This is a genomic window from Nocardia sp. NPDC004415 (assembly GCF_053602435.1).
Map to the genome: position 1 here is coordinate 1 of NZ_JBSGDP010000069.1, position 23,930 is coordinate 23,930.

The 23,930-nt window shown below is 70.1% G+C and carries 24 protein-coding genes; 13 read left to right on the forward strand and 11 right to left on the reverse strand.

The features are described 5' to 3' along the window. Positions 1–76 precede the first annotated feature (76 nt). Positions 77–946, forward strand: coding sequence for an amidohydrolase family protein (locus ACWEMY_RS25080; RefSeq protein ID WP_452391977.1), 870 nt, complete (start codon positions 77–79; stop codon positions 944–946). A 1-nt stretch (position 947) separates the two neighbouring features. Here the strand turns inward: ACWEMY_RS25080 and ACWEMY_RS25085 are convergent, their stop codons facing one another. Continuing rightward, positions 948–1,430: a DUF456 domain-containing protein gene (locus ACWEMY_RS25085; RefSeq protein WP_375931122.1), complete on the reverse strand. Its 483-nt coding sequence runs from the start codon at positions 1,428–1,430 to the stop codon at positions 948–950. Positions 1,431–1,555: 125 nt separating this feature from the next. Here ACWEMY_RS25085 and ACWEMY_RS25090 point away from each other — a divergent pair, with 125 nt between their 5' ends. Together ACWEMY_RS25090 and ACWEMY_RS25095 are read left to right on the forward strand one after the other, a co-directional pair. After that, a complete protein-coding gene (locus ACWEMY_RS25090) occupies positions 1,556–2,653 on the forward strand; it encodes a CaiB/BaiF CoA transferase family protein (RefSeq protein ID WP_452391978.1) in 1,098 nt (365 codons plus the stop codon). 77 nt (positions 2,654–2,730) lie between these two features. Beyond that, positions 2,731–3,105, forward strand: coding sequence for a hypothetical protein (locus tag ACWEMY_RS25095; protein ID WP_452391979.1), 375 nt, complete (start codon positions 2,731–2,733; stop codon positions 3,103–3,105). On the opposite strand, the gene yczR is transcribed toward ACWEMY_RS25095, so the two are convergent. Beyond that, positions 3,106–4,608 (reverse strand): MocR-like transcription factor YczR, encoded by a 1,503-nt coding sequence (yczR, locus tag ACWEMY_RS25100; protein WP_375931131.1) that lies wholly within the window; start codon positions 4,606–4,608, stop codon positions 3,106–3,108. Between the two features lie 62 nt (positions 4,609–4,670). Here yczR and ACWEMY_RS25105 point away from each other — a divergent pair, with 62 nt between their 5' ends. The 3 genes from ACWEMY_RS25105 (at position 4,671) to ACWEMY_RS25115 (ending at position 6,441) form a co-directional block, all read left to right on the forward strand. Next, a complete protein-coding gene (locus ACWEMY_RS25105) occupies positions 4,671–4,916 on the forward strand; it encodes a hypothetical protein (RefSeq protein WP_452391980.1) in 246 nt (81 codons plus the stop codon). 48 nt (positions 4,917–4,964) lie between these two features. Then, positions 4,965–5,537, forward strand: a complete 573-nt coding sequence (locus ACWEMY_RS25110; RefSeq protein WP_452391981.1) for a methylated-DNA--[protein]-cysteine S-methyltransferase — start codon at positions 4,965–4,967, stop codon at positions 5,535–5,537. 85 nt (positions 5,538–5,622) lie between these two features. Beyond that, positions 5,623–6,441: an alpha/beta fold hydrolase gene (locus tag ACWEMY_RS25115; protein WP_452391982.1), complete on the forward strand. Its 819-nt coding sequence runs from the start codon at positions 5,623–5,625 to the stop codon at positions 6,439–6,441. Between the two features lie 15 nt (positions 6,442–6,456). Here ACWEMY_RS25115 and ACWEMY_RS25120 read toward each other — a convergent pair whose 3' ends face one another. From ACWEMY_RS25120 to ACWEMY_RS25130, 3 genes are all read right to left on the reverse strand, one after another. Beyond that, positions 6,457–6,750, reverse strand: a complete 294-nt coding sequence (locus ACWEMY_RS25120) for a hypothetical protein (RefSeq protein WP_375931142.1) — start codon at positions 6,748–6,750, stop codon at positions 6,457–6,459. A 215-nt stretch (positions 6,751–6,965) separates the two neighbouring features. Next, on the reverse strand, positions 6,966–8,039 hold the full coding sequence (locus ACWEMY_RS25125) for a hypothetical protein (RefSeq protein ID WP_452391983.1): 1,074 nt from the start codon (positions 8,037–8,039) through the stop codon (positions 6,966–6,968). A 198-nt stretch (positions 8,040–8,237) separates the two neighbouring features. Further along, complete coding sequence (locus ACWEMY_RS25130; protein WP_452391984.1) at positions 8,238–9,527, reverse strand: adenylosuccinate synthase; 1,290 nt, start codon at positions 9,525–9,527, stop codon at positions 8,238–8,240. Positions 9,528–9,704: 177 nt separating this feature from the next. Between ACWEMY_RS25130 and ACWEMY_RS25135 the strand changes: the two genes are divergently transcribed. From ACWEMY_RS25135 to ACWEMY_RS25145, 3 genes are read left to right on the forward strand one after another with little or no spacing between them, the layout of a single operon-like run. Further along, positions 9,705–10,364, forward strand: a complete 660-nt coding sequence (locus ACWEMY_RS25135) for a hypothetical protein (RefSeq protein WP_452391985.1) — start codon at positions 9,705–9,707, stop codon at positions 10,362–10,364. Continuing rightward, complete coding sequence (locus ACWEMY_RS25140) at positions 10,361–11,146, forward strand: site-2 protease family protein (RefSeq protein WP_452391986.1); 786 nt, start codon at positions 10,361–10,363, stop codon at positions 11,144–11,146. Before ACWEMY_RS25135 ends, ACWEMY_RS25140 begins: the two co-directional genes overlap by 4 nt. 11 nt (positions 11,147–11,157) lie before the next feature. Next, positions 11,158–12,003 carry a glycosyltransferase family 2 protein gene (locus tag ACWEMY_RS25145; protein WP_452391987.1) on the forward strand — a complete coding sequence of 282 codons (846 nt, stop codon included), beginning with the start codon at positions 11,158–11,160 and terminating at the stop codon, positions 12,001–12,003. Positions 12,004–12,007: 4 nt separating this feature from the next. Here ACWEMY_RS25145 and ACWEMY_RS25150 read toward each other — a convergent pair whose 3' ends face one another. Continuing rightward, positions 12,008–13,135 carry an FUSC family protein gene (locus ACWEMY_RS25150; RefSeq protein WP_375935523.1) on the reverse strand — a complete coding sequence of 376 codons (1,128 nt, stop codon included), beginning with the start codon at positions 13,133–13,135 and terminating at the stop codon, positions 12,008–12,010. A 63-nt stretch (positions 13,136–13,198) separates the two neighbouring features. Then, positions 13,199–13,633, reverse strand: a complete 435-nt coding sequence (locus ACWEMY_RS25155) for a DUF3151 domain-containing protein (RefSeq protein ID WP_452391988.1) — start codon at positions 13,631–13,633, stop codon at positions 13,199–13,201. Between the two features lie 2,631 nt (positions 13,634–16,264). Here ACWEMY_RS25155 and ACWEMY_RS25160 point away from each other — a divergent pair. Together ACWEMY_RS25160 and ACWEMY_RS25165 are read left to right on the forward strand one after the other, a co-directional pair. Beyond that, entirely contained in the window at positions 16,265–17,008 is a 744-nt protein-coding gene (locus ACWEMY_RS25160) for an Rv0361 family membrane protein (protein WP_452391989.1), read from the forward strand. 98 nt (positions 17,009–17,106) lie between these two features. Then, entirely contained in the window at positions 17,107–18,165 is a 1,059-nt protein-coding gene (locus tag ACWEMY_RS25165; protein WP_452391990.1) for a fused (3R)-hydroxyacyl-ACP dehydratase subunits HadA/HadB, read from the forward strand. Between the two features lie 21 nt (positions 18,166–18,186). Here the strand turns inward: ACWEMY_RS25165 and ACWEMY_RS25170 are convergent, their stop codons facing one another. Continuing rightward, positions 18,187–19,305, reverse strand: a complete 1,119-nt coding sequence (locus tag ACWEMY_RS25170) for a BTAD domain-containing putative transcriptional regulator (protein WP_452391991.1) — start codon at positions 19,303–19,305, stop codon at positions 18,187–18,189. Between the two features lie 36 nt (positions 19,306–19,341). Further along, the gene (gene fbaA / locus ACWEMY_RS25175; protein WP_375931174.1) at positions 19,342–20,415 is read right to left on the reverse strand and encodes a class II fructose-bisphosphate aldolase; all 1,074 of its coding nucleotides are present in this window, start codon (positions 20,413–20,415) and stop codon (positions 19,342–19,344) included. Between the two features lie 152 nt (positions 20,416–20,567). Here fbaA and ACWEMY_RS25180 point away from each other — a divergent pair, with 152 nt between their 5' ends. Beyond that, the gene (locus ACWEMY_RS25180; RefSeq protein ID WP_375935526.1) at positions 20,568–21,224 is read left to right on the forward strand and encodes a DedA family protein; all 657 of its coding nucleotides are present in this window, start codon (positions 20,568–20,570) and stop codon (positions 21,222–21,224) included. Positions 21,225–21,229: 5 nt separating this feature from the next. Then, on the forward strand, positions 21,230–21,946 hold the full coding sequence (locus ACWEMY_RS25185; RefSeq protein ID WP_375931176.1) for a DedA family protein: 717 nt from the start codon (positions 21,230–21,232) through the stop codon (positions 21,944–21,946). A gap of 1 nt (position 21,947) precedes the next feature. On the opposite strand, the gene ACWEMY_RS25190 is transcribed toward ACWEMY_RS25185, so the two are convergent. Together ACWEMY_RS25190 and ACWEMY_RS25195 are read right to left on the reverse strand one after the other, a co-directional pair. Next, positions 21,948–23,036 (reverse strand): glycoside hydrolase family 76 protein, encoded by a 1,089-nt coding sequence (locus ACWEMY_RS25190; protein ID WP_452391992.1) that lies wholly within the window; start codon positions 23,034–23,036, stop codon positions 21,948–21,950. 178 nt (positions 23,037–23,214) lie between these two features. Further along, positions 23,215–23,898, reverse strand: coding sequence for a TrmH family RNA methyltransferase (locus ACWEMY_RS25195; RefSeq protein WP_452391993.1), 684 nt, complete (start codon positions 23,896–23,898; stop codon positions 23,215–23,217). Positions 23,899–23,930: the final 32 nt, after the last annotated feature.

The following is a 23,930-nucleotide window of genomic DNA, read 5'->3' on the forward strand; positions in this document are numbered from 1 at the left end:
GGCGCCTGATCGACGGGACCCAAGGGGCCGCGAACTCGAGCGCGCCAGCGCTCCGAAAATAGGGCATTCTGTACAAGTGTTCGATGCGCATGTTCACGTGATCGATCCGCGGTTTCCGCTGATCGAGAACGAGGGCTACCTCCCAGACCACTACATCATCGATGACTACCGAAAGCGGATGCAGCGCTTCGAGGTTCGGGGTGGGGCGGTGGTGAGCGCCTCGTTCCAGGGGACCGACCAGTCCTACCTGAAAGCCGCGCTGGCCGCGCTCGGGCCCGACTGGGTGGGTGTCACCCGGCTGGATCTGGACGCCACCGACGACGAGATCATCGATCTGGACCGGGCCGGGGTCCGCGCGCTGCGCTTCAACCTCAAGCGCGCCGCCGCCGACATCACCGAGATGACCCTGCAGGCCCTGCGCGCGCACGAGCTGGCGGGCTGGCACGTCGAGCTCTACATCGACGGGCAGATGCTGGCCTCGCTGCAACCGGTGATCTCCAAGCTGCCCGCGCTCTCGATCGACCACCTGGGCATGTCCGAGGAGGGCCTGCCGTATCTGCTGGATCTGGTGGATCGCGGCGCCAGGGTGAAGGCGACCGGGTTCGGGCGGGTCGACATGGATGTGGCCGAGACGCTGCGGCGCATCCACGCGGTGAACCCGGGTGCGCTGATGTTCGGCAGCGATCTGCCGGGCACGCGCGCGGGCAGGCCGTTCGAGGATCGCGATGTCGAGCTGATCAGCCGGGTCGTCGGGGCCGATGTGCACGCCGTGCTCGAGGACAATGCCCGCGAGTTCTACCGGCTGCCCGCCGTCGACCGGCCCGCGACGGACCCGCTGCCGACCATGCCGATGCCCCGCACCGACAATCCGACCGTGCCGATCCCCCGCGACCAGCTCCCCGGCGCGGACGCGCATACCCGCCCGCTGCCGGTGATCGAGAAGTAGCTCAGGCCATGATCGCGCCGGTGAACCAGACACCGGCCGCGATCAGCGCTCCGAAAAGTTCGACGAGCATGGACAGGCCGACGCCTTTGAGCGCGTGCACGGTGGCAGGCCAGGCCAGCCGGTTGACCTTCAACCGGTACAGCTCGGCCAGGTACACGCCGAGCACGAAGCCGATGAACAGGCCGACGACCGGGATCACGAAGAACCCGATGACACCCAGGACCGCCCCGGCCAGCAATGCCTTGTTGGACACCCCCGCCTCGCGCATCCGGCGCCCCGGCCAGGTGTATTTCACGACGCCGGAGATGATCAGCGCGACCGAGGCGATCGCGAGCACCGTCCAGGCGGTCGTGCCGCCGGTGACGAACGCCCAGACCGCGATCGCGGCGAAGATGAGGATCACCCCCGGCAGAATCGGTACGATCACGCCGACGATGCCGACGAGAATGACGAGGCCGACCACGACCTCACCCCACACGCTCACTACCGGGTCCTCCCGTTTCCGCGCCGAGTAGCGCCACCGAATTCTCGCCCATCGTCTACCCGAGCCGCCATCCCAGCGCTATTGTCGATGTGTCAATACCGTTCGACGACGAACTGAGGTCAGGCGTGAGCAGCGAGTCCACCGCCAAGCAGGGGCCCCTCGCGGGCATCAAGGTCATCGAGCTGGCGGGCATCGGGCCCGGCCCGCACGCCGCGCTACTGCTGGCCGACCTGGGCGCCGACGTGGTGCGCGTGCAGCGGCCCAACCAGCTGCCCGGCTTCATGGAACGTCCGCAGTGGCGCGGCCGCACCATCGTCGAGGCGAACCTGAAGGACCCCGCCGACGTCGCCAAGATCCTGGATCTGGTCGAGAAGGCCGACGTGCTGCTCGAGGGATTCCGGCCCGGCGTCACCGAGCGTATGGGCCTCGGCCCCGACGAGGCGCTGGCGCGCAACCCGCGCCTGGTCTACGGCCGGATGACCGGCTGGGGCCAGCACGGTCCGCTGGCCGACCGCGCGGGCCACGACATCAACTACATCTCGCTGACCGGCGTGCTCAACGCCATCGGCCGCAAGGGCGAACGCCCGGTGCCGCCGCTGAACATGGTGGGCGACTTCGGTGGTGGCTCGATGTTCCTGGTGTTCGGCGTGCTCGCCGCGCTGGTGGAGCGGCAGAGCTCGGGCAAGGGCCAGGTGATCGACGCGGCGATGATCGACGGCGCGCTGGCCCTGTCGCACATGATCTGGGGCATGCGCGGGGTGGGCCTGTGGTCCGACGAGCGCGGCACCAACCTGCTCGACACCGGCATGGCCTTCTACGACACCTACGAGACCTCCGACGGCAAGTACATGGCCGTCGGCGCGATCGAGCCGCAGTTCTACGCCGAGCTGCTGGCCGGGCTCGAGATCGATCCGGAGGGTCTGCCCATGCAGATCGACCCGAACGGTCAGGAGCAGCTGCGCAAGCTGTTCGCCGACAAGTTCAAGACCAAGACCCGCGACGAGTGGGCCACGATCTTCGACGGCACCGACGCCTGCACCACCCCGGTGCTCACCTTCACCGAGGCCACCGAGAACCCGCACATCGCGGCCCGCACCGGCCTGATCGAGATCGACGGCGTGGTACAGCACGCGCCCGCGCCGCGCTTCTCGCGCACTCCCGGCGGCATCCCCACCCCGCCGCCCACCGTCGCGACACCGATCGAAACGGTCTGGGCTGACTGATTTCCCGGCCTGTCGTCGGTAGTCTGACGACCATCGACGACAGGGTTCGGGTCCGCACCGGCCATCGGCCACCGAAGGTGCTCGCCGCATTCATCGCGGCGGCCACCTTCGGTTCGGCACTGCTCGCGTTCACCTTCGCCGAGGGATTCCTCGACACCCGCCGCGCGCAACTGCTCGAATCCGGTTGCCGCCGTGACATTCCCGTCCCCATCGCGGTCACCGCGCTCAACGGGCTGGCCACCGGACTGCTGGTGGCCACCGGCGCGTCGCTGATCTGCCTGCTGGTGCTGCTGTTCCGCTACCCGTCGACCCGCAGCGCCATCGCGGTGCCGTTCACCACGCTGGCCTTCATCGTCTCGGCGCTGTTCCTGCTCGGGGTCGGCTACGAGACGGTGAATCCCGATCCGGCGCTGCCGAGCGCGGCGGGCTACCGGCCGTGCGGGTTCGGCTGATCAATAGCAGGTGAGCGGTTGCAGCGGGTCGGCCGCGCGCGGGGTGAGCGCGGCATAGGCCGACGCGATGGATTTCACGGCCAGCCGCAGCTCCGGTTCGGGGTGGGTGAAGGGCAGTCGCAGGAAACGCTCGAAGGCACCCTGCACACCGAAACGCGGTCCGGCGGCGAGCAGGACGCCGTGATTGGGCGCGGTGGCGGCCAGCGCGGTGGAGACCGGACTGGGCAGTTGCGCCCACAGCGACATCCCGCCCGCGCCGGGCGCGATGTGCCAGCCGGGCAGGTCCTCGGCGACGGCGTCGAGCAGAGCGTTGCGCTGGGCGCGCAGCTGTTCGCGACGGCGGTCGAGGATGGGATCGGCGTTTTCCAGCAGGTCGACGGTGGCGAGCTGGTCCATCACCGGGGTGCCGAGGTCGACGGTGGCGCGGATGCCGAGCAGTTTGGTGATCAGCGCCTGGTTGGTGCGAATCCAGCCCACGCGCAGGCCGCCCCAGAACGACTTGGAGGCCGAGCCGATGGTGATGATCTCCGCGCCCTTGGCGAAGGCGGCCACCGGCGGCGGCATCGGGGCGCCGGAGAGATTGAGTTCGCTCATCGACTCGTCGACCACGATGGTCATCCTGGTGTCGCGGGCGATGGCGGCCAGTTCGGCGCGGCCCGCCTCGTCGAGCAGCAGGCCGGTGGGGTTGTTGAAGTCGGGCACCAGGTAGGCCAGCGTCGCCGCGGTCTGCCGGGCGGTGCTGCGGATACCGTCGAGATCCCAACCGGCGTGCGGGAATTCGGGCCGCAGCGGCACCGGGATCGGGCGCGCGCCGACATCGCGGATGGCCTCGATCGCGTTCGGGTACGAGGGGTGCTCGATGAGCACGCGGGCAGCGGGCGAGGTGAGCACATTGAGCAGCAGCCGCAGACCGTGCTGGGCGCCGAGGGTCACCAGGATCTGGTCGGGTTCGGTGGGCAGGCCGCGCGCGGTGTAGCGGCGGGCCAGTGCCTCGCGCAGCGCGAGCACGCCGACGGGGTCCATGCCGTGGGTGCCGAGGTAGGCCGGAATGCCTTGCAGGGCAGTGGCATACGCGTCGTGCAGTTCCGGCGGTGCGGACATGGCGGCGTAGGTCATGTCGATGGTCGGCAGCTCGGGCTGGGCCATCAGGGCCATGATCCCGCGCGCGGGCTTGGCGCCGTCGTGCTGGATGGCCGGGGGCAGGGCCACCGTGCTGCGCGAGCCCTGGCGGCTGATCAGGTAGCCGTGCTCGCGCAGCAGCGAGTAGGTGGAGGTGATGGTGGTGCGGCTGACGCCGAGGGTCGCGGCCAGATCGCGCTCGCTGGGCAGGGCGACCCCGAGCGGGGCGCGGCCGTCGTGGATGAGCAGGCGGATGGCCTCGGCCAGCGCCAGATAGGCGGGCCGGTGCGGGCGGCGTTCGGGGGCGTCGCCGTCGGTTTCGGGGTCACGCCACCGGCCCAGGTCGCGGGCCAGGCCCGCCGCGCCGATCACTCTTGTCGCCATAAAGTCCAGTATTCCGTAAGTGGATATTTCTCGGCAAGGCCAGTCGGAGGATGGTGGGAAACATGACCACCTTCCTCGCTCTCGCCGTCGCCGTCCTCGTCGCAGTAGCCGTCTACCGCGCCTTCCCGAAGCGGGACGACCTCCCTTTCTGGCCGTTCCAATATCTGCCCCACGACCGGGCTTTCAGCACCTACGACGAGCAGCGCGCGCTGCGTGATCTGGACGCGGTGCGCGCCCACGAACCCGATCCCGAAGAATCAGGCCAGTTGCGCGAAACTGGCTCTTTCCACAAGCCGCTGGCCGCCTGATCGCGGGGCCGGGCGGAACTTGTCACCCGGGCGGCGCACACTGTGCTCATGAGTTCCGGCACCGAATCGACCCGGACCGGCACGGTGGTCGCCGCCCTCTTCGACACCGCGATCGGACTGTGCGCGATCGCCTGGCGCGGCGAGACCGTCGTGCGGTTCCAGTTGCCCGAGGCGAGCGAGGAGGAGACGCTGGCCCGGATCACCCGGCCTCTCGGCGGCACGCCGGTCGAGGAGGGCGAGCCGGGGCCGGTGATCACCGAGGCCATCGCGGGGGTCAGGGCGCATCTGGACGGCGAGGTCGACCCGCTGCGCTGGATCGAGGTCGACCTGGCCGGCGTGCCGGAGTTCCATCGCGCGGTCTACGCGGCGACCCGCGACATCGACCCCGGCCGCACTCTCAGTTACGGCGATATCGCCACCCGGTTGGGCGCGCCGGGCTCGGCGCAGGCCGTCGGCCAGGCGCTCGGGCGCAATCCGATCCCGCTGATCGTCCCCTGTCACCGGGTGCTCGCCGCCGACCACGCGCTGCACGGCTTCTCGGCCCCGGGCGGGATCGGCACCAAAGCGCGACTGCTCGAGATCGAGCGGACACCGGGGTTCGGCGAACCGATGCTGTTCTGAGGCCCGCTCCGGGAAACCCGCCCCGACCAGGGCGGTACCGGATCGCGTACGGTCGGGGGCGCCCAGGAATCGAGAGGACACCAGCATGCAGACTGTGACGTCGGCCGACGGCACCACGATCGCCTACGACCGGGTCGGCGAGGGCACGGCGGGGACGGTCATCCTGATCGGCGGCGCGTTCAGTTTCCGGGAGTCCCCGGCGATGACCGGGCTGGCTCAGTCACTGGCGAGCGACTACGACTTCACGGTGCTCAACTACGACCGGCGTGGGCGCGGCGACAGCGCCGATTCGCCCGGCGTGTACGACGTGGCCAACGAGATCGCCGATATCGCGGCACTGGTCGAGGCGGCCGGGGGTAAGGCCGCGCTGTTCGGGTGGTCCTCCGGGGCGGTGCTGGCGCTGCTGGCGGCGCAGTCGGTGCCCGGCGTCGAGGCGGTGATCGCCTACGAGCCGCCGTTCGTCGTCGACCCGAAAGACCATGTGCCGCCGAAGGACCTGGCCGACAAGCTGAACCCGATGATCGCGGCGGGCAAGCGCAACAAGGCGGCTCGCTTCTACATGACCAAGGTGATGGGCACCCCGCTGCTGATGGTCGGGACCATGCGGATCACGCCGTTCTGGAAGAAACTCGCGGCGACCGCGGATTCCACCGCCCACGACTGGGCGGTGATGCGACCCTACATGCGTGGTCAGCGGCTGAACGCGGCCGACTGGGCCGACGTGCGGGTGCCGGTGCTGGTGCTGGTCGGTGAGCTCACCGTGCCGCTGCTCACCAAGGGCGGCAAGGCGGTGGCCGAGGTGCTGCCGAACGCGGAGTTCAGCGAGCTGCCCGGGGTGAGCCACGATGCCAAGACCGCGGTACTCGCTCCGGTGGTCGGCGAATTCCTCACCCGCGCAAGGTAATACCGCTCCAGCAGGTCAGGGGGGTGGTGGATGGTCGCGGTAGAACTGGCAGGGATCGCCGTCGAGATAGCCGTCCATGCAGGCGAAATAGGTCTGCACGCAGGCATTGCTGGTGCAGCCGACGGTGTAGAGCATCCCGCGGATGCGCTCGTTGCGCTGCTGGGCGGGGGCGAGGGTCTGCGCGGGCGGGAGCGCGGTACTCACCGGTGACGCGCTCGGCGACGGGGTGGGCGGCGCGTCGGCGGCCGGGGCGCACCCCGCCGCGACACCGACCGCGAGCAACGCCAGCGCGAGACCACGCATCGCCATCAGTCACCTCCGTCCGCAAACCAGCTCCGACGGTACTCCCCTCGCCCTGCCTCCCGCCGCTTCGGTCGTCCTGATCCGGACATCCTTCGCGAAGTACGCGAATCGCGGAAGTCGCTGGTCAGGGCGTCACACGCGCTGGGGTCGGCGCGCGCTGCGGATGCCCGGACGAGCTCAGTGCCCCCGACCGGGATTCGATCGGGGGCACTGTCGCGGTGTCAGTCCTTGCAGGGGCAGTCGGGCAGCTGGGGCAGCGCGATCTGCGGGAGGGCGACCTGCGGCAGCGGGACCACCGGGAGTTCCGGAAGCGCGGGGCAGGGCATGTTCGCCAGCTGGTCGTCGACCAGGGCCTCGAGCGGATCGGCGGGGCTGGCGGGAGCGTTCGGGTCGCCCTGGAAGGCGGTCGCGCCGACGACACTGCCGATGGCACCACCGGCGACGGCACCCACGGCCGCGGCCGGGATACCGGCGAGCGCGGCACCACCGGCCGCGCCGACGCCCGCGCCGATGAGCGCACCTGCACCCGCGGCGCCCGCACCGGCCGCGATGATCAGCGGGGATTCGGTGAGCCAGACCGCCGGGAAGACCACCGGCGCACCCGGACCGGTCGCGGCTGCCGCCAGCGCGGCGACACCGGCGGTCGCGGCGGTCGAACCCGCCACCCCGACACCGAAGCCGATGACCGTACCGACCGCGGCACCCGCGGCACCACCGACGACGCCACCCGCCACGGCGGCGGGCACGCCGACCACGGTCGCGCCGAGCAGCGCGCCGCCCACGGTGGCGGCGGCGATCTTGTCCGAACGGCTCGGGTTGATGCCCACCGAGCGGCCCTGGGTGGCGATGGCGGCTTCGATGTCGGCGGCGGTGGTGTTCACGCCGCCGAGCAGGTCCTCGGGGACCTCGTCCGGGACGGGGCGGGTGAAGTCACCGATGCGCAGGGTGCGCGGGGGCGGGGCGATGGGCGCCACCGGCTCGACCGCTTCGGGCAGGTGCAGGTCCTCGATGACGATCGGCGGGGCGGGCGCGGTGTACTCGGGCACCGGGCGCGGCTCGGGACGCAGCCGGTCGAGGGTGTCCGGGCCGTCGAAGGTCCCCAGCTCGGAGCGGCCCTCGTCGGCCGGTTCGGTGACACCCGGCTGCACCGGCGTATCGGTGACACCCGGCTGCACCGGCACCGCGACCGCGATACCCGCGCAGGCCACGGCCAACGCCATGGGCAGCACCCCGGCCATCGGGCGGGCGACCCGCCGCACCGTCGAGTAGTTCACATCTTCTGACCGACGGATCACGCCGCACACCCACTCACACAACTCAGGAAACACGGCACGTCCCCGCGCGCCGCGCAGCGACGATAGCGTTAGCCGAGCGGATGCCTCAAATCGATAGCGAGTCGACATCACTCGCGCGTGTCGCCCGTGAACTGCGACGATGCGCGAACGACACAGCCCCTCGCCCGATAACGGGGAGGGGCTGTGGTGACGGGGAGGTCAGGCCATGACGTCGTGGCGGACGATGGTCTGGTCGCGGCCGGGGCCGACGCCGATGCAGGAGATGCGGGCGCCCGAGAGTTCTTCCAGGCGAAGCACATACGCCTGGGCGTTGGGGGGCAGTTCTTCGAAGGTGCGGGCGTGGGAGATGTCCTCCCACCAGCCGGGCATCTCCTCGTAGATCGGCTTGGCGTGGTGGAACTCGGTCTGGGTGGTGGGCATTTGCTCGACGCGCTTGCCGTCGATCTCGTAGGCCACGCAGATCGGCACCGTGTCCAGGCCCGACAGCACATCCAGCTTGGTGAGGAAGTAGTCGGTGATGCCGTTGACGCGGGTGGCGTAGCGGCTGATCACCGCGTCGAACCAGCCGCAGCGGCGGGCGCGGCCGGTGGTGACGCCCACCTCGCCGCCCTGCTTGGCCAGGAACTCGCCGAAGTTGTCGAACAGCTCGGTCGGGAACGGGCCGGAGCCGACGCGGGTCGTGTAGCACTTGAGGATGCCGAGCACCGTGTCGATCTTGTTCGGGCCGATGCCCGAACCCACCGCGGCGCCGCCGGAGGTCGGGTTCGAGGACGTCACGAACGGGTAGGTGCCGTGGTCGACGTCGAGCAGGGTGCCCTGCGAGCCCTCGAGCAGGATGGTCTCGCCGCGCTCGAGCGCCAGGTTGAGCGCGAGGCGGGTGTCGGCGATGCGGTGCTTGAACGACTCGGCCTGGCCGAGCACCTCGTCGACCACCTGCTGCGGGTCCAGCGCACGGCGGTTGTAGATCTTCACCAGCACCTGGTTCTTGAACTCCAGGGCGGCCTCGACCTTCTGGGTGAGGATCTTCTCGTCCAGCACATCGGCGACGCGGACGCCGACGCGGGCGACTTTGTCCTGGTAGCAGGGGCCGATGCCACGGCCGGTGGTGCCGATCTTGCGGCTGCCGAGGAAGCGTTCGGCGACCTTGTCGATGGCCACGTGGTACGGCATGATCAGGTGCGCGTCGGCGGAGAGCAGCAGGCCGGAGGTGTCCACGCCGCGCTCTTCCAGACCGGCCAGCTCGTCGAGCAGCACACCCGGGTCGACCACCACACCGTTGCCGATGATGTTCTTCACACCCGGGGTGAGGATGCCGGACGGGATGAGGTGCAGGGCGAACTTGTCGCCGTTGGGAAGCACCACCGTATGGCCGGCATTGTTGCCGCCCTGGTATCGGACCACCCACTGCAACCGCTCACCGAGCAGGTCGGTAGCTTTGCCCTTGCCCTCGTCGCCCCACTGGGCGCCGATGAGGACGATTGCCGGCATCAGGAGTCTCCTACGGATCGACGGCAGCGCACATCAGCACTGCAGCTACCTGCCGTTCTGAGGCGGTGGCCGGAGACACAGTCTAGCCATCGGTTACGGTTACCTGTCGGCAGGGGGTTTTGCCACGTGTTTGTGGGCGACACAGTGTCGGCCCGATCGAGGAGGGTGTACCGCGGTTTGAGTACCCACGTTCTCCGATGCGGAGACATCCCGGTCCCCATCGCCCTCGCCTCACTACCCACCACGCAGACCGGTCCCGTCCCCGAGACCGCCGTGATCGACGAACTGCTGCCCGTGCTGGCCGCCGACAGCCTGCCCCGGCTGATCGTGCTCGGCGCCGACGCCGCGCTGGCCGCGGTGCTGACCCATCTGATGCGCACCGAGCGGCTGCACGTCGAGGTCGGCTACGTGCCGGTCGAGACCACCTACGCCTCGCGGGTCTACCAGACCGCCACCGGCAACGCCGCCGCCAAGATCGCCATCGAGGGCCGCGCGATCGAGACCCCGCTGATCCGCGACGACACCGGCACCGTGCTGGTCGGGCGCGCGAGCATCACCGGCCTCGACGGCGCCAAGCTCGAGGGTGAGGCCTACGTCGACGACACGCTGCTGTTCACCGGCATCGTCACCACGATGCTGATCTCGCCGACGATGACCATGCCCGGCGTGCGCGCACGGGTGCGCAAGGGGATGCGCAAACGCACCTGGGTGTCGGGCCGGGCCGCGCAGCTCGGGACGCCGGGCGCGATCGTCACCCGCGACGGTGTGACCACCGAGCGCAAGGTCCCCCGCTCCACCTTCTATCGCTACGAACAACCCTGGTTACTGGTGAGATGACGTATTCCTTCACGCCGCGGCGGTCCGGCCACAATGCCGTGCGCCCGAGCCCGGTCTTCCTGCTCATCGTGCTGATCACCGTGCTCGGCGGCGCGCTGGCCTGGGACGCCGACGTCGAGTCGGTGCGCGCCAAGGTCGGCGTGTTCGTGCTGGTGGTGTTCGGCTGGATCATCAGCCTGTGCCTGCACGAGTTCGCGCACGCGTATGTGGCCTGGCGCGCGGGCGATCACCAGGTGGAGGTGCGCGGCTATCTCACCCTGAACCCGCTCAAGTACAGCCATCCGGTGCTCTCGATCGGGTTGCCGCTGGTGTTCATCGCGCTCGGCGGCATCGGCCTGCCCGGTGGCGCGGTGTATGTCGACACCCACAATTTCAAGGCGTCCGTGCAGCGGCTGGTGAGCGCGGTCGGGCCGTTCTCCAACGCGCTGTGCGCGGTCGTGCTGCTGCTGGTGATCCGCGCGTTCGGCTCGCCGGTGGAGCACGAGGCGTTCTGGTACGGGCTCAGTTTCCTGGCGTTCCTGCAGATCACGGCGTTCCTGCTGAACATCCTGCCGGTGCCGGGACTCGACGGCTACGGCATCATCGAACCGTCGCTGAGCTACCAGACCCGGCGCTCGCTCGAGCAGATCAAGCCCTTCGGCATGCTGATCCTGTTCGCGTTCATCTTCTTCACCCCGTTGAGCCGTGTGTTCTTCGACGCGGTGTACGCATTGTTCGAGATTTCCGGGGTACCTGACTGGTGGGCTTCCAACGGGAGCTACCTCACCCGATTCTGGAGTTGAACGGAAACGCCATGAGCTCCACCGCTGTCCTGTCGGTCGTCATCCCCACGCTCGACGAAGCGTCCTGCATCGCGGCCTGTCTGGAGCGGCTGGTCGGGCAGGACGCGATCGATCAGATCGTCGTGGTCGACAACGGTTCCACCGACGGCACCCGCGAGATCGTGCGCACGCTGGCGGGCAGGCATCCGAAGATCGAGCTGGTCGACGAGCGCAATCCCGGTGTCGCGCACGCCCGCAACACCGGATTCGAGCAGGCCGACGGCGACTACCTGGGCCGCATCGACGCCGACACCCTGGTCTCCCCCGACTGGGGCGCCACGGTGCGCGCGCATCTGGACGCGCATCCGGACACCATGGCCGTCACCGGGATCAGCACCTATCACGATTCGCCGATCGGCTTCTTCCTCGCGGGCGCGATCGACGCCCAGCACCGGTTGGGCATGATCCGCCATCAGCCGGTGGGCAATGTGCACGGCGCCAATATGGCGATCCGGCGCAGCGCCTGGGAGCAGGTGCAGCAGGGCACCACCACCCGCCGCGACCTGCACGAAGACCTCGATCTGGCGCTGTGCCTGACCAAGGCGAAGCTGCGCATCGACCAGCTGCCCCGGCTGCGCGCGCAGATCTCGGCCCGCCGCAGGCAGACTCCGCCGCACGTGTGGTGGAAATACCAGCTGCGCGGCCTGCAGACCATCGCCAATCAAGGCTACGCGGTGGTGCCGTTCCACCGGGCGGTGATCACCGGCGCCTGGATCATGCACACCTCGCAGTGGCCGATCTATCGCGTCTGGGATTTCGACCGCAAACGCTTCTCGCTGACGCCGAGCAGGCCGCGGGTCTCCCCCGTCGGCGACTGAGCGCTCACTCCTCCGGCGTCACATACGGATTCGGCACGGTCGGCGGCAGCAGCGCGATCGCCGAGATCCGCTGCATCCCGCACACCACCATCAGATCCACCACGATCGAGCGGATCTGCGCGAACACCACGTGCGCCGAGAGCCCGGCCCCGGCGACCAGTTCCGGGCGGGCGTTCTTGGCGACACTGCGCAGGCCACGGGTGGCCTCGGCCTGATCGGGTTGCTCGCCCGGGTCGGCCAGCATCATCCGGCGCACCACATCGGCGGCGTTGCCGAGCTGGTCGACCAGGTCGATCAGGCGCGGGTCGAGCACCTCGTCGTCGCGGACCAGGGTCAGCGAGCGGCGCAGCAGCACGCGGGTGTTGCGGATGGCGTTGTCGAGCGGGTCGGCGGCGGAATGGATGCGTTCCAGGCGTTTGCGGGAGTTCCAGTACAGCGGGGAGATGCGGCTGATCTCGCGGCCGCCCTCCAGCGCCGAGCGCAGCGCGTCGATCTGCTTCTGGGTGGCGCGCACCGCGCTGAGCGACTCGTGCACCTTGTCGGAATTCTGTTCCAGCAGGCCGTCGGCGCAGGTGATCAGCGATTTGCTCATCACCGACAGCACGTCGGCGGCGTGCTCGCGGGCGCGGCGCACCGGGTGCAGCGGGATGGCGGCCACCATCAGCACGCCGACCAGACCGCCGATCAGGGCGTCGATCATCCGGTCGGGGCCGGTGGCGTCGGACTGGTCGAGCGTGGCGATCAGCACCGCCGAGCCCGCCGCCTGGATCGTGAGAATCGCGCCGCTGTCGAGGAATACAGCCACCGCCATGGCCCCGCCGACCACCAGTGCGACCTGCCAGACCCCGGTACCGACCTGGGCGATGAACAGGTCACCGATGCCGATCCCGACCGCGACACCCACCACCAGCTCCGCCGAGCGACGGATGCGCGCGCCGAAGGAGACACCGATCGACACCACGGCCGCGGTCGGCGCGAAGAACGGCTGCGAGTGGCCGACGAGATTGTGCGCGACGAACCAGGCCAGTGCCGCGCCGAGCGCGCACTGGATGATCGGGATCGCGGACAGCCGCAGGCGCACGCTCGAGGCCCGCAGCCGGTCGACCGTGCTGGTCTTGGCCGCGGTGACCATCGGCGTCGCCGCGGCGACGACGGCCTTGGGGTCGTGTACCCGAGGACGCATCCGCGGGAGCGGCTAGTCCAGGCCGAGCTCGGCCGCGGCGTGCGGGTCGCAGTCCTCGAGCAGGTCGAGGCAGCGCGCGTACTCCTCGGACTCGCCGATCGTCTTGGCGGCCCTGGCCAGCGCGCCGACGCTGCGCAGGAAGCCCTGGTTGGGCTCGTGGCTCCACGGCACCGGGCCGAAACCCTTCCAGCCGTTGCGGCGCAACAGGTCGAGGCCGCGGTGGTAGCCGGTGCGGGCGAAGGCGTAGGCGGAGATGGTGTCGTGGTCGACCTCGCCGCCGGAACGCTCCAGCGCGGCCTCGGCGAGCTGGGCCCAGGCGATCGAGGCGGCCGGATGATCGGCGGCGACCTTCACCGGGTCGGTACCGGCCGCGATGGCGTCCTCGGCGTCGATCAGTTCAGGAAGGAGCACTGGCTGGGGTCCGAGCAGGTCACCGAAGGAGGACATGGACTCATTGTGCACCGCGGCCCCGTCCCGCGTCGCCCGGCCCGCCGCGCGGCGATCGGCGGCGTCTCGCGCGCGCGGCCTATTAGGCTGATCGGCGAGTGCAACGTTCGAGCCTGAGCGAGGGGTACAGAGGTGTCCGACCCGACCGACGAGAACAACCCGGCAGCCGATGCCGACAGTCCCGGCACGCCCGGGAAGCGCCCCGCCGAGGGCGGCGATTCGTCGAGCGCCCCCGGCGCACCGAAGTCGACCCCCGAAGCGGTCACCGAACCCGGCGGCCGCCCGACCACGCCGCCCCCGACCGCGGAGACGGTTGTCATCCGGCGGGATTCGCTGCCCGGGGGCGCACCCGGTTTCCGGCCCGGCAATGCCGGTGGACCTCCTGCCAAGCGCGGGCCCGCCGCGGAGGTGGGTGACCAGGCCGACGCGGGCTCGCAGCCGACTGATTCGCCGCTGGCGGGACTGTCGCAGGGCCTGCCCGGCGCCGACCGCCCCGAACCCGCAGGCCCTCCCCAGGGTGTCGACCCCGCAGGCCCGGATGCGCCGACCACCTCGATGTCGATCCCGGGCAAGGCTGCGTCCGTCGACGATCAGACCGTGAAAACTGTTCGCGGACAGGGTTCACCGGCCCCCGAGGACATCTCGACGGCGGAGATGGACCAGGCCGACCGGCCGACCGCCGACGAGGTGGACGAGAAGCCTGCCACCGATGGCGCGAGCCCCGAGACTGCCGACTCCGAGACTGCTGCCACCCCGGCAGACAGCCCGGGTGGTCAGCAGGCCACCCGCAGCCCGGAACCGTCGGCCGGAGCGCCGAAGGTGCCACCGCGCGTTCAGGACGCGAAGCCTGTTGCAGCGGAAGACGACTCACCGGCGACCGCTGCCAGCACAACGAAAGCCGGTGCAGACGAGGCGGATTCGCACGGCCCCGCAGGAGCTGACGACGCCACACACAAGTTCACAACACGCGCGGCCGGCACCGGAGCGGCCGCAGGTCTCGGTGCAGCCGCGGGCACTGACGCGGCCGCCGGTGCCGCAGCAGGCATCGAGGCCGGAACAGGCACCGGCGCGGCCGCCGGTTCGCGCCCGGGTGCCGCTGGCGCTGTGCCCAGTGAAGGGGCTGGAGCAGGTTCGGCCGCCCGCGCAGGTGCGAGTGCGGGTGCCGGCGCGGGCACCGCTTCCGGCGCTGGTGCGGGCGCGGGCGCTGGTGCGGGCGCTGGCGCTGGTGCGGACGCGACCGCCGGTGCCGCAGCAGGCACGGAGGCCGGAACAGGCACCGGCGCGGCCCCTGGTTCGAGCCCGGGTGCCGCTGACGCTGTGCCCGGTGAAGGGGCTGGCGCGGGTTCTACTGCCGGCGCAGGTGCGAGTGTGGGCGCTGGAGCGGGCACCGCTGGTGCAGGCGCGGCCATCGGTGCGGGCGCGGGCGCGGCATCGGAAGACGGTGCAGGCGGGGCTGATTCATCCGGCGCGGGTGGTACGGATGACGCCACACACAAGTTCACCACGGCCACGAATGGTCCGGGCGCGGGCGCTGGTGCGGGCACCGCTACCGGTGCAGGCGCGGCCGCTGGTGCGGGCGCGACCCCTGGTGCGGGCGCGACCCCTGGTGCGGGCGCGACCACTGGTGCGGGCGCGGCCCCTGGTGCGGGCGCGGCATCGGAGGATCAGACCGTGGCGATGCGGGTGGTGAATCCGGCGGAGGCGCCGACTACCGCTATGCCTATTCAGCGTCCGAAGGGGACGGATCGTGTGGTGCCCCCCGCGGGTGGGCGACCGGCGATGACTCCCCCGCCGTCCACGCCGCGTGGTCCGGGTGGGCCGCGTCAGGCCGGTCAGCAGGGGCCGGGCGGGCCCGGGCAGCAGGGACCGGCAGGCCCCGGACCGCAGGGACCCGGCGGCCCGGGTCAGCAAGGCCCAGGCGGTACCGGGCAGCAAGGTGCGACAGGTGCCGGGCAGCAAGGCCCGGCGGGTGCCGGGCAGCAAGGCCCCAGGGGCCCGGGTCGGCAACGGCCCGGTGGTGTCGGTCCGCAGGGGCCCGGCGGAACGGGTCAGCAAGGTCCGGGCGGACAGCCCCGGCAAGGAGCCGGTCCCGGCGGGGGACCCGGTCAGGGCGGCGCCGGTCCGCAGGGGCCGGGCGGCCCCGGGCAGCAGGGCAAGGGCGGTCCGCAAGGTCCCGGACGGCCCGGTCAACCGGGTCCCGGTGGGCTTCAGAAGGGGCCGGGGGCGCCCGGCCAGCAAGGGTCCGGCGGGCCCGGGCAGGCAGGGCCGGGCCGATCCGGCGATGCGGGGCGTAATGGACCCGGTGGACAGAGTCAGCAGATCGCCGGTGCTCTCGGCGCTGCGGCGGCCGGCGGGCTCAGCAAGCAAGGTCCAGGCCAGTCGGGCCCCGGCGGGTCGGGCCAGCAGGGGCCAGGCGGAGCGGGTCAGCAGGGTTCGGGCGGCGCAGGCCAGCAGGGGCCAGGCGGCGCAGGTCAGCAGGGTCCGGGCGGCGCGGGCCAGCAGGGACCCGGCGGGCCCGGGCAGCAAGGACGCGGCGGGCCGGGTGGACCCGGCCAGCAGGGCGGGCCCGGACAGCAGGGCGGACCCGGGCGGCCCGGTGGACCTGGTGCTGGGGACCAAGGGCAGCGGCCGGTGGTTCCTGCTCAGCAGTTCCAGCAGGGGCTGGGCCCGCAGCGCCCCGGGCCGCAGGGTCAGGGACCGCAGGGTCAGGGACCGCAGGGTCAGGGACCGCAGAACTTGCAGAAGGGGCCGCAGGGTGGGGTCGAGGAGACTCAGCCTTCGCCGCCCAAGGGGCCGGGGCAGCGGCCTGCTGCCGCGTCGGCGCCTTCGCCTGCCGATATCCAGCCGACCCGGCCCGCCGAGCAGTTGGCGGGGCAGCGGCAGGTGGCGCCGCCGCAGCGGGTGGGTACGGACGGGGCTGCCGAGACGGCGGCTCCGGAGCGGTCGAAGAAGTGGTGGCTGGCGGTCGGTGGCGCGGCCGTGGTGGTGATCGCGCTGCTCGGCACGGTGATCGCGCTGATGACCGGCGGAGACAATTCGCCGGAGGGTCAGGTCAAGGCGGCTATCGGTGATTACACCGACGCGCTGCGCAGCGGCAACCTCGATGATCTGCGGGCCAGCACCTGCGGCGAACTGCACGATTTCTACCAGGGCATCACCGCCCAGCAGTTCGACACCGTGCACAAGCTCTCCGCCGAGCACGGCTCGATTCCGGTCGTATCCAGCGTGAACGCGGTCCGGATCACCGGTGACACCGCGCTGGCCGAGGCCACCGTCTCCACCGAGGGTGACCCGTCGAAGCAGACGGCGCGAACCTTCGATCTGGAGCGCACGGACGGCGAGTGGAAGGTCTGCGACCCCGCGGGAACCCCGTGACCTGGTGCTGAACCCGTCGTGGTGGGCGTGCTGCCCGCTATGACGGGTCACACATAACTGGTCTTCCTGCTGTACGCCCCGGTAACATTTTCCGGATCATGAGCAGGGAACAGACAGTGTCGCAGCCGGACATCGAAGCTGTGGTCCCGGATACGACGCTGGTCGGCCAGCGTTTCGGCTTCCGTGATCACTATGAGGTCGGTCGCGAGAAGATCCGGGAATTCGCCAGGGCCGTGCAGAATCTGCATCCCGCCCATCAGCACGAAGTGGACGCGCGCAAGCTCGGCTACGACGGCGTGATCGCGCCGCCGACCTTCGCGTCGGTGATCGGCATGAGCGCCACGCGCGCCCTGCTCGACAGCGTGCTGACCGAGTACGACATCTCCCGCGTGCTGCAGACCGACCAGGTCTTCGAGATCTTCCGTCCTATCCTGGCCGGCGATCAGATCAGCACCGAGATCGATATCGACTCGATCCGCCAGTTCGGTGACAACGACTTCATCGTGGTCGGGTTCAAGCTGGTCAACCAGCACGACCAGATCACCGTGCAGGGCACCACCACCATCGTGGCCCGCAAGGGCGTCGAGGTGGACCCGAATATCGTCGAGGCCGTCGAGAACATCAGCATGCACCCGCGCCCCGCGGTGATCGCCGGTGTCGACACCGCCGACGTGCTGTTCCGCCACACCGGTCCTGTCCGCCCCGGCGGTGTCCGCGAGACCGCGCCGGTGAACACCACCCCCGAGTTCGATTCCCTGGTCAAGGGCGCCGACCTGCCCACCGCCACCGCGCGGGTGACCCGCGGCGACCTGGCCAACTACGCCGGTGTCTCCGGCGACCCCAACCCCATCCACTTCAGCGACCGCGCCGCCGAACTGGCCGGGCTGCCGACCGTGGTCGCGCACGGCCTGCTCACCATGGGCCTGGCCGCGCAGTACCTCACCGACTGGCTCGGCGACCCCACCGCCATCGAGAAGCTCAGCGTGCGGTTCTCCGGCTTCGTGCCGGTGCCGCCGACCGAGGCGGGCGTCATCGAGTTCTCCGGCAAGATCAAGTCGATCGATCCGGAGCGGCGCGCCGCCACCGTGCTGCTGAGCGGAATGTCGGACGGCCGCAAGCTGTTCGGCCGCGCCGCCGCCGACATCCGTTTGACCTGAGCCTTTCTCGCGGTGGCCGGGTCAGGCCACCGCGAGGAAGGTCAGTAGCGTGGCCCCGATCCGGATGACGTCCCCGTCGGCCAGCAGTGCCCCGCTGTCGATGGGCACTTCGTTCACGTAGACGCCGTTGGCCGAGTGCAGGTCCTTGATCAGCAGTCCGGCGCGGCTGGGCATGATGTGCGCGTGGTAGCGGCTGGCCTTGGGGTCGTCGAGGACCAGTTCGTTGTCGGTCATGCGCCCGATCCTGATGCCGCCGTGCGGAATCGGGATGGTGCGGCCGTCGGCGAAACGCAGGTTCCCGTTGCGGATCGAGCGCGGCACCTCGGTGACGGTCTCGGTCATCGCCGCCGCGACCTGGTCGGATCGCTTGGCCGTCAACACATTCAGCGGTTCCTGGCGCAGCACCCGCTGTTCCAGTTCGATCAGCGCCGCACCGGGGTCGATCCCGAGTTCCTCGGCCAGCACCCCGCGCACCCGCCGGCACGCCTCCAACGCGTCGGCCTGCCTGCCCGACAGGTACAGCGCGGTGATCAGCTGACCCCACAGCGGCTCGCGCAGCGGATGCTCGTTGGTCATCGAGACCAGCTCACCGATCACCGATGACGAACGCCCGCAGGCGATCTCGGCGTCCACCCGGGCCGAGGCCGCGAGCAGGCGCTCCTCGTTCATGGCGGTGGCGAAACCGTCGGCGAACTGCAGCCCGGCCAGGTCGGCGAGCGCGCGGCCCGACCATTCGCGCAGCGCGGCACCGAACAGATTGGACGCGCCGGGATGATCACCGAGCTCGAAGCAGCGCGAGCCCGCCTCGCGCGCGGTCTCGAAGCGGCCGAGATCGCAGGCGGTATCGGGGATCTCGAGCCGGTAGCCCGCGCCTTCGGTGCGCAGCACCTGTGCCGAATCGATCCCCGCGATGCGCAGCGCCTTGCGGATATTGGAGACGAAAACCTGCAGGCTCGCGGCGTAGGAGTCCGGCGGATCCTCGTTCCACACCATCTCGGCCAGCACAGCCGAGGACACCGCGCGCCGCCGGTTGACGGTGAGCGCGGCAAGCAGAGCGCGCGGCTTGGGCCCGCCGACCGCCACCGGCTCACCGCCGACGAGCAGTCGTACGGGCCCGAGCACACGGACATCAAGACTCATGAGCTCGGGCCCCGTTTGTATAGATCGAGAGGCCGGTCAGGAACCGCTGACGGAACGTCCGGCCGACTTCAGGTCGTTGCAGGCCTCGAGCACACGCTCGGCCATCGAGGTCTCGGCCTTCTTCAGGTAGCTGCGCGGGTCGTAGACCTTCTTGTTGCCGACCTCACCGTCGATCTTCAGCACACCGTCGTAGTTGGCGAACATGTGACCGGCGACCGGACGGGTGAAGGCGTACTGGGTGTCGGTGTCGACGTTCATCTTCACCACGCCGTAGCGCAGCGAGTCCTCGATCTCGGACTTCAGCGAGCCGGAGCCGCCGTGGAAGACGAAGTCGAAGGGCTGCGCGTCGGCGTCCAGGCCCAGCTTGGCGGCGGCCACACGCTGGCCCTCGGCCAGCACCTCGGGCTTGAGCACCACGTTGCCCGGCTTGTACACGCCGTGCACATTGCCGAAGGTGGCGGCCAGCAGGTACTTGCCGTTCTCGCCCGCGCCGAGCGCGTCGATGGTCTTCTCGAAGTCCTCGGGCGAGGTGTAGAGCTTGTCGTTGATCTCGGCCTCGACGCCGTCCTCCTCGCCGCCGACGACGCCGATCTCGACCTCGAGGATGATGTTGGCGGCCTTCGACAGCTTCAGCAGCTCCTTGGCGATCTCGAGGTTCTCGTCGATCGGGATGGCCGAGCCGTCCCACATGTGCGACTGGAACAGCGGGTTCAGTCCGTTGTTCACGCGCTCCTGGGAGATCGCGAGCAGCGGGCGCACGTAGGTGTCGAGCTTGTCCTTGGGGCAGTGGTCGGTGTGCAGTGCGATGGTCACGTCGTACTTGGCGGCGACCACGTGCGCGAACTCGGCCAGCGCGACCGCGCCGGTGACCATGTCCTTCACACCCAGGCCGGAGCCGAACTCGGCACCGCCGGTCGAGAACTGGATGATGCCGTCGCTGCCCGCGTCCGCGAAGCCCTTGATGGCGGCGTTGATCGTCTCCGACGAAGTGCAGTTGATGGCCGGGAATGCGAACGAGTGCGCCTTGGCCCGGCCGAGCATCTCGGCGTAGACCTCCGGAGTCGCGATAGGCACAGCAGTGACCTCCGTGTGTCGGGAGCGAAAAACCAATTCTGTCAGGCCACACCCTAAATTAGGAAGGCAAGGACGGGTTCACCGGTGCTCACGTCACAGATTCGCCCGGTACTGTGGGGGCCGTGACTTTGCTGGCGGTATCCGATGCAGTGACGAACAACCTCGCGTTGACCCAGTTGCTGGACCCGATGTATCTGCTCCAGGAGACCTGGCTCAAGAACGCGGTCCTACCCGCCATCCTGGCCATCGTCTTCATCGAGACGGGCCTGCTGTTCCCGTTGCTGCCCGGTGACTCGCTGCTGTTCACCGGCGGCATGCTGGCCGCGCAGGAGAACGCGCCGATGTCGGTCTGGGTGCTGGTGCCCGCCGTGATCGTCACCGCGTTCCTCGGTGATCAGTGCGCGTATTGGATCGGGCGCAAGATCGGTCCGGCCATCTTCCGCAAGGAGGACAGCCGCTTCTTCAAGAAGCAATACATCACCGAGACCCACGAGTTCTTCGAAAAGCACGGCCCGAAGACGATCATCCTGGCCCGGTTCGTGCCGATCGTGCGCACGTTCATGCCGGTGCTGGCGGGTGTGTCGAAGATGGACTACCGCAAATATGTGGCCTTCGACATCGTCGGCGCGGTGCTGTGGGGCGGCGGTGTGACGGTGCTGGGCTACTTCCTCGGCAATGTCGGCTTCATCCGCGACCACATCGAGGCGATCTTCCTGCTGATCGTGTTCGTCTCGATCCTGCCCGCCATCATCACCGTCGGTAAGAAGGTGCTCGAGCGGCGCAACGCGCCCGCCGAGCCCGTGCAGGCCGGCGAGCTGGCCGCTTCGGCGAACGAGACGCACTGATCGCAGTGACCGCAGGACCGTCGACACACGCTCTGGGCACCTTCGATCCGCTGATCTCGGCGGGCCCCGCCGTGGTCTGCACGGTGGTGCTGGTCTTCGTCTTTCTCGAGTGCGCGTTCATCATCGGGCTGTTCCTGCCCGGTGACTCGATGCTGATCACCGCGGGCATCGTGCTCGCCTCGCACGCCAACGGCGAGTCACAGGTCTGGATGCTGTCGGTGGGCACCATGCTGGCGGCGATCGCGGGCAATCAGGTGGGCTATGTGGTCGGGCAGCGCACCGGGCACCGGCTGGTCGCGCGCAAGAACGGCCGCTATATCAATACCGAGAACCTGGCCAAGGTCACCGGGCTGCTGGAACGGCACGGGTTCTTCGCGGTGCTGGTGGCGCGCTGGATTCCGTGGGTGCGCACGCTGTGCCCGATGGTGGCGGGCGCGGCCGGGATGGACCACCGCCGCTACACCATCGCCAGCACCCTCGGCGCGATCATCTGGGCGCCGGTGCTGCTGCTCATCGGCTACTACGCGGGCGAGTTCCTTGAGCGGGTCTCGTGGCTGATGCCCGCCGTGATCGGCACGCTGATCGCCGGGCTGGTGATCGGCACCATCCTGGGTATCCGCCACTACCGCCAGGAGATGGCCAAGCCGGTCGAGGAGTACGACCTCGACCACACGCCGAGCCCGGCCGCCGAGTCGCAGCACCGGGTCGAGTCGGAGCGCTGAGTCACAGCCCCGCGGCGGTCACCTGGTAGGCGGCTTCCATCAGCATCCAGCCCGACAGCTGCACCGACAGGTCGCGTTCGGGGACGGTCGAGGCCGTCACCGAACCGCCCGCGGTGAACTTGCCCGCGCCCGCCGTGCCGCCGGGTAAGCGGGCCGGTTTGCTCCAGTCGTGGCCGAACAGCGGCTCGCCCTCCACCTCGAGCCGGTTGGCCCAGGCCGCCGTCGCCGAGGCCTTGACGATGGCCGCGGCGGTGCGCCGGTCGCTCTGCTGCTGCTTGCCCTCACCGGGCAGCATCAGCGCCACGACGGCCAGGTAGCGGGCGAGGATGCCGTTGAACAGGCCACCGTCACCGCCACCACCACCGGTGATCACCAGCCGGGTGGTCATCCGCTCCTCGACCGCGGCCAGCAGCCGGTTGACCCGCTCGACGTGCCGGTCGTCGTCAGTGTGCACGGCCAGCTCGGTCTCCAGGCCGAGCACCACGCCCTGGCAGTAACTGAACACCGGCCGCTCGATCTCGCCCGCGGGCAGGTGGACGCCGTCGAGGATCAGGCCGGATTCCGGATCACGCAGGGTGGCGTCGAGCCAGTCGGCCATCTGCTGGGCGCGTTCCACGCGGCCCAGGCGCAGCAGCGCGATACCCGCCGGACCGTTGGCGGGCGCGTTGAAGAAATCCGAGCGCACCCGCCACGGGATACCGCCGCCGAGCTCGGGTGCCCACGCGTCGTAGAGCTGCTGTTCGAGGGCGACCAGACCGCGACGCGCGGTGGTGAGTTCCTGGGTGCGTTCGGCGCGTTCCAGCGCGATCGCCAGCCAGGCCATGTCGTCGTAGTAGCGGTTGGTCCAGCCGGTGATGTTGCGTAGTCGGTGCGCGCGGGCGATCGCGCCGATGCGGCGGCGCCGGGCCGGGGTGGGGACGCGGTTGGCGGCGTCGACGGCGACATCGAGCAGATGCGCCTGCCACCAGTAGTGCCAGCTCGCGAAGGCCCGCTCCCGGCGGGTGGCCGGCCAGCCGACGACACCCAATTCCGTTCCGGGACAACCCCACAGCGTGCGCAGATGCCGCGAGACGATCGCGGACTCGGCCATGTCGGCACGCTCGGACCACAGCGCCGGGGTCGGCACGGATCCGGCGCGATCAGAGGGCTGTGGGCGCCGGCCGCTGCGCGAGGTCATGCGACCATGGTGCCAGCTGCCGCCCGGTTTCCGCGCCCGTTCCGTTACCGTTCCGAGGCCGATTCGATCACACTGCTCGCCGTCATCCGGTTCACCAGGCCGTGGACAGGTCCGCGTGCAGGCGAATCCAGGCGTGCATGGCGATGCCGGCTGCGACCCCGGCGTTGATACTGCGGGTGGAACCGAACTGGGCGATCGAAACCGTCAGGGCCGCCGCGTCTTTCGCGTCATCGCTGACACCGGGGCCCTCCTGGCCGAACAGCAGCAGGCAGCGCTCGGGCAGCTCGGCGGTCTCCAGCGGGACCGCGCCGGGCACATTGTCGACCGCGACGACGGTGAGATCCCGCGCGGCGGCGTAGGCGCGCAGCTCGGCCAGGTCGCTGTGGTGCACGAGGTGCTGGTAGCGGTCGGTCACCATCGCGCCGCGCCGGTTCCAGCGCCGTTTGCCGACGATGTGCACCGCGGCGGCGGCGAAGGCATTGGCGGTGCGGACCACCGTGCCGATATTGGCGTCGTGGCCGAAGTTCTCGATGGCGACGTGGAACGGGAACCGCCGCGCGTCGATGTCGGCGACGATCGCCTCCCTGGTCCAGTAGCGGTAGGCGTCGACCACATTGCGCCGGTCGCCCTCGGCCAGCAGCACCGGGTCGTAGCGCTCGTCGGTGGGCGGCGGGGTGCCGTACTCCTGCTCCCACGGGCCGAGTCCGTGCGGGTGCTCGCCCCATTCGGTCGGTCCGGCGGCCTCGGCATCGGGCACGTCCGCTGACTCACTCACGTCGAGAATGCTAGGCCGGACCACCGGGCGAC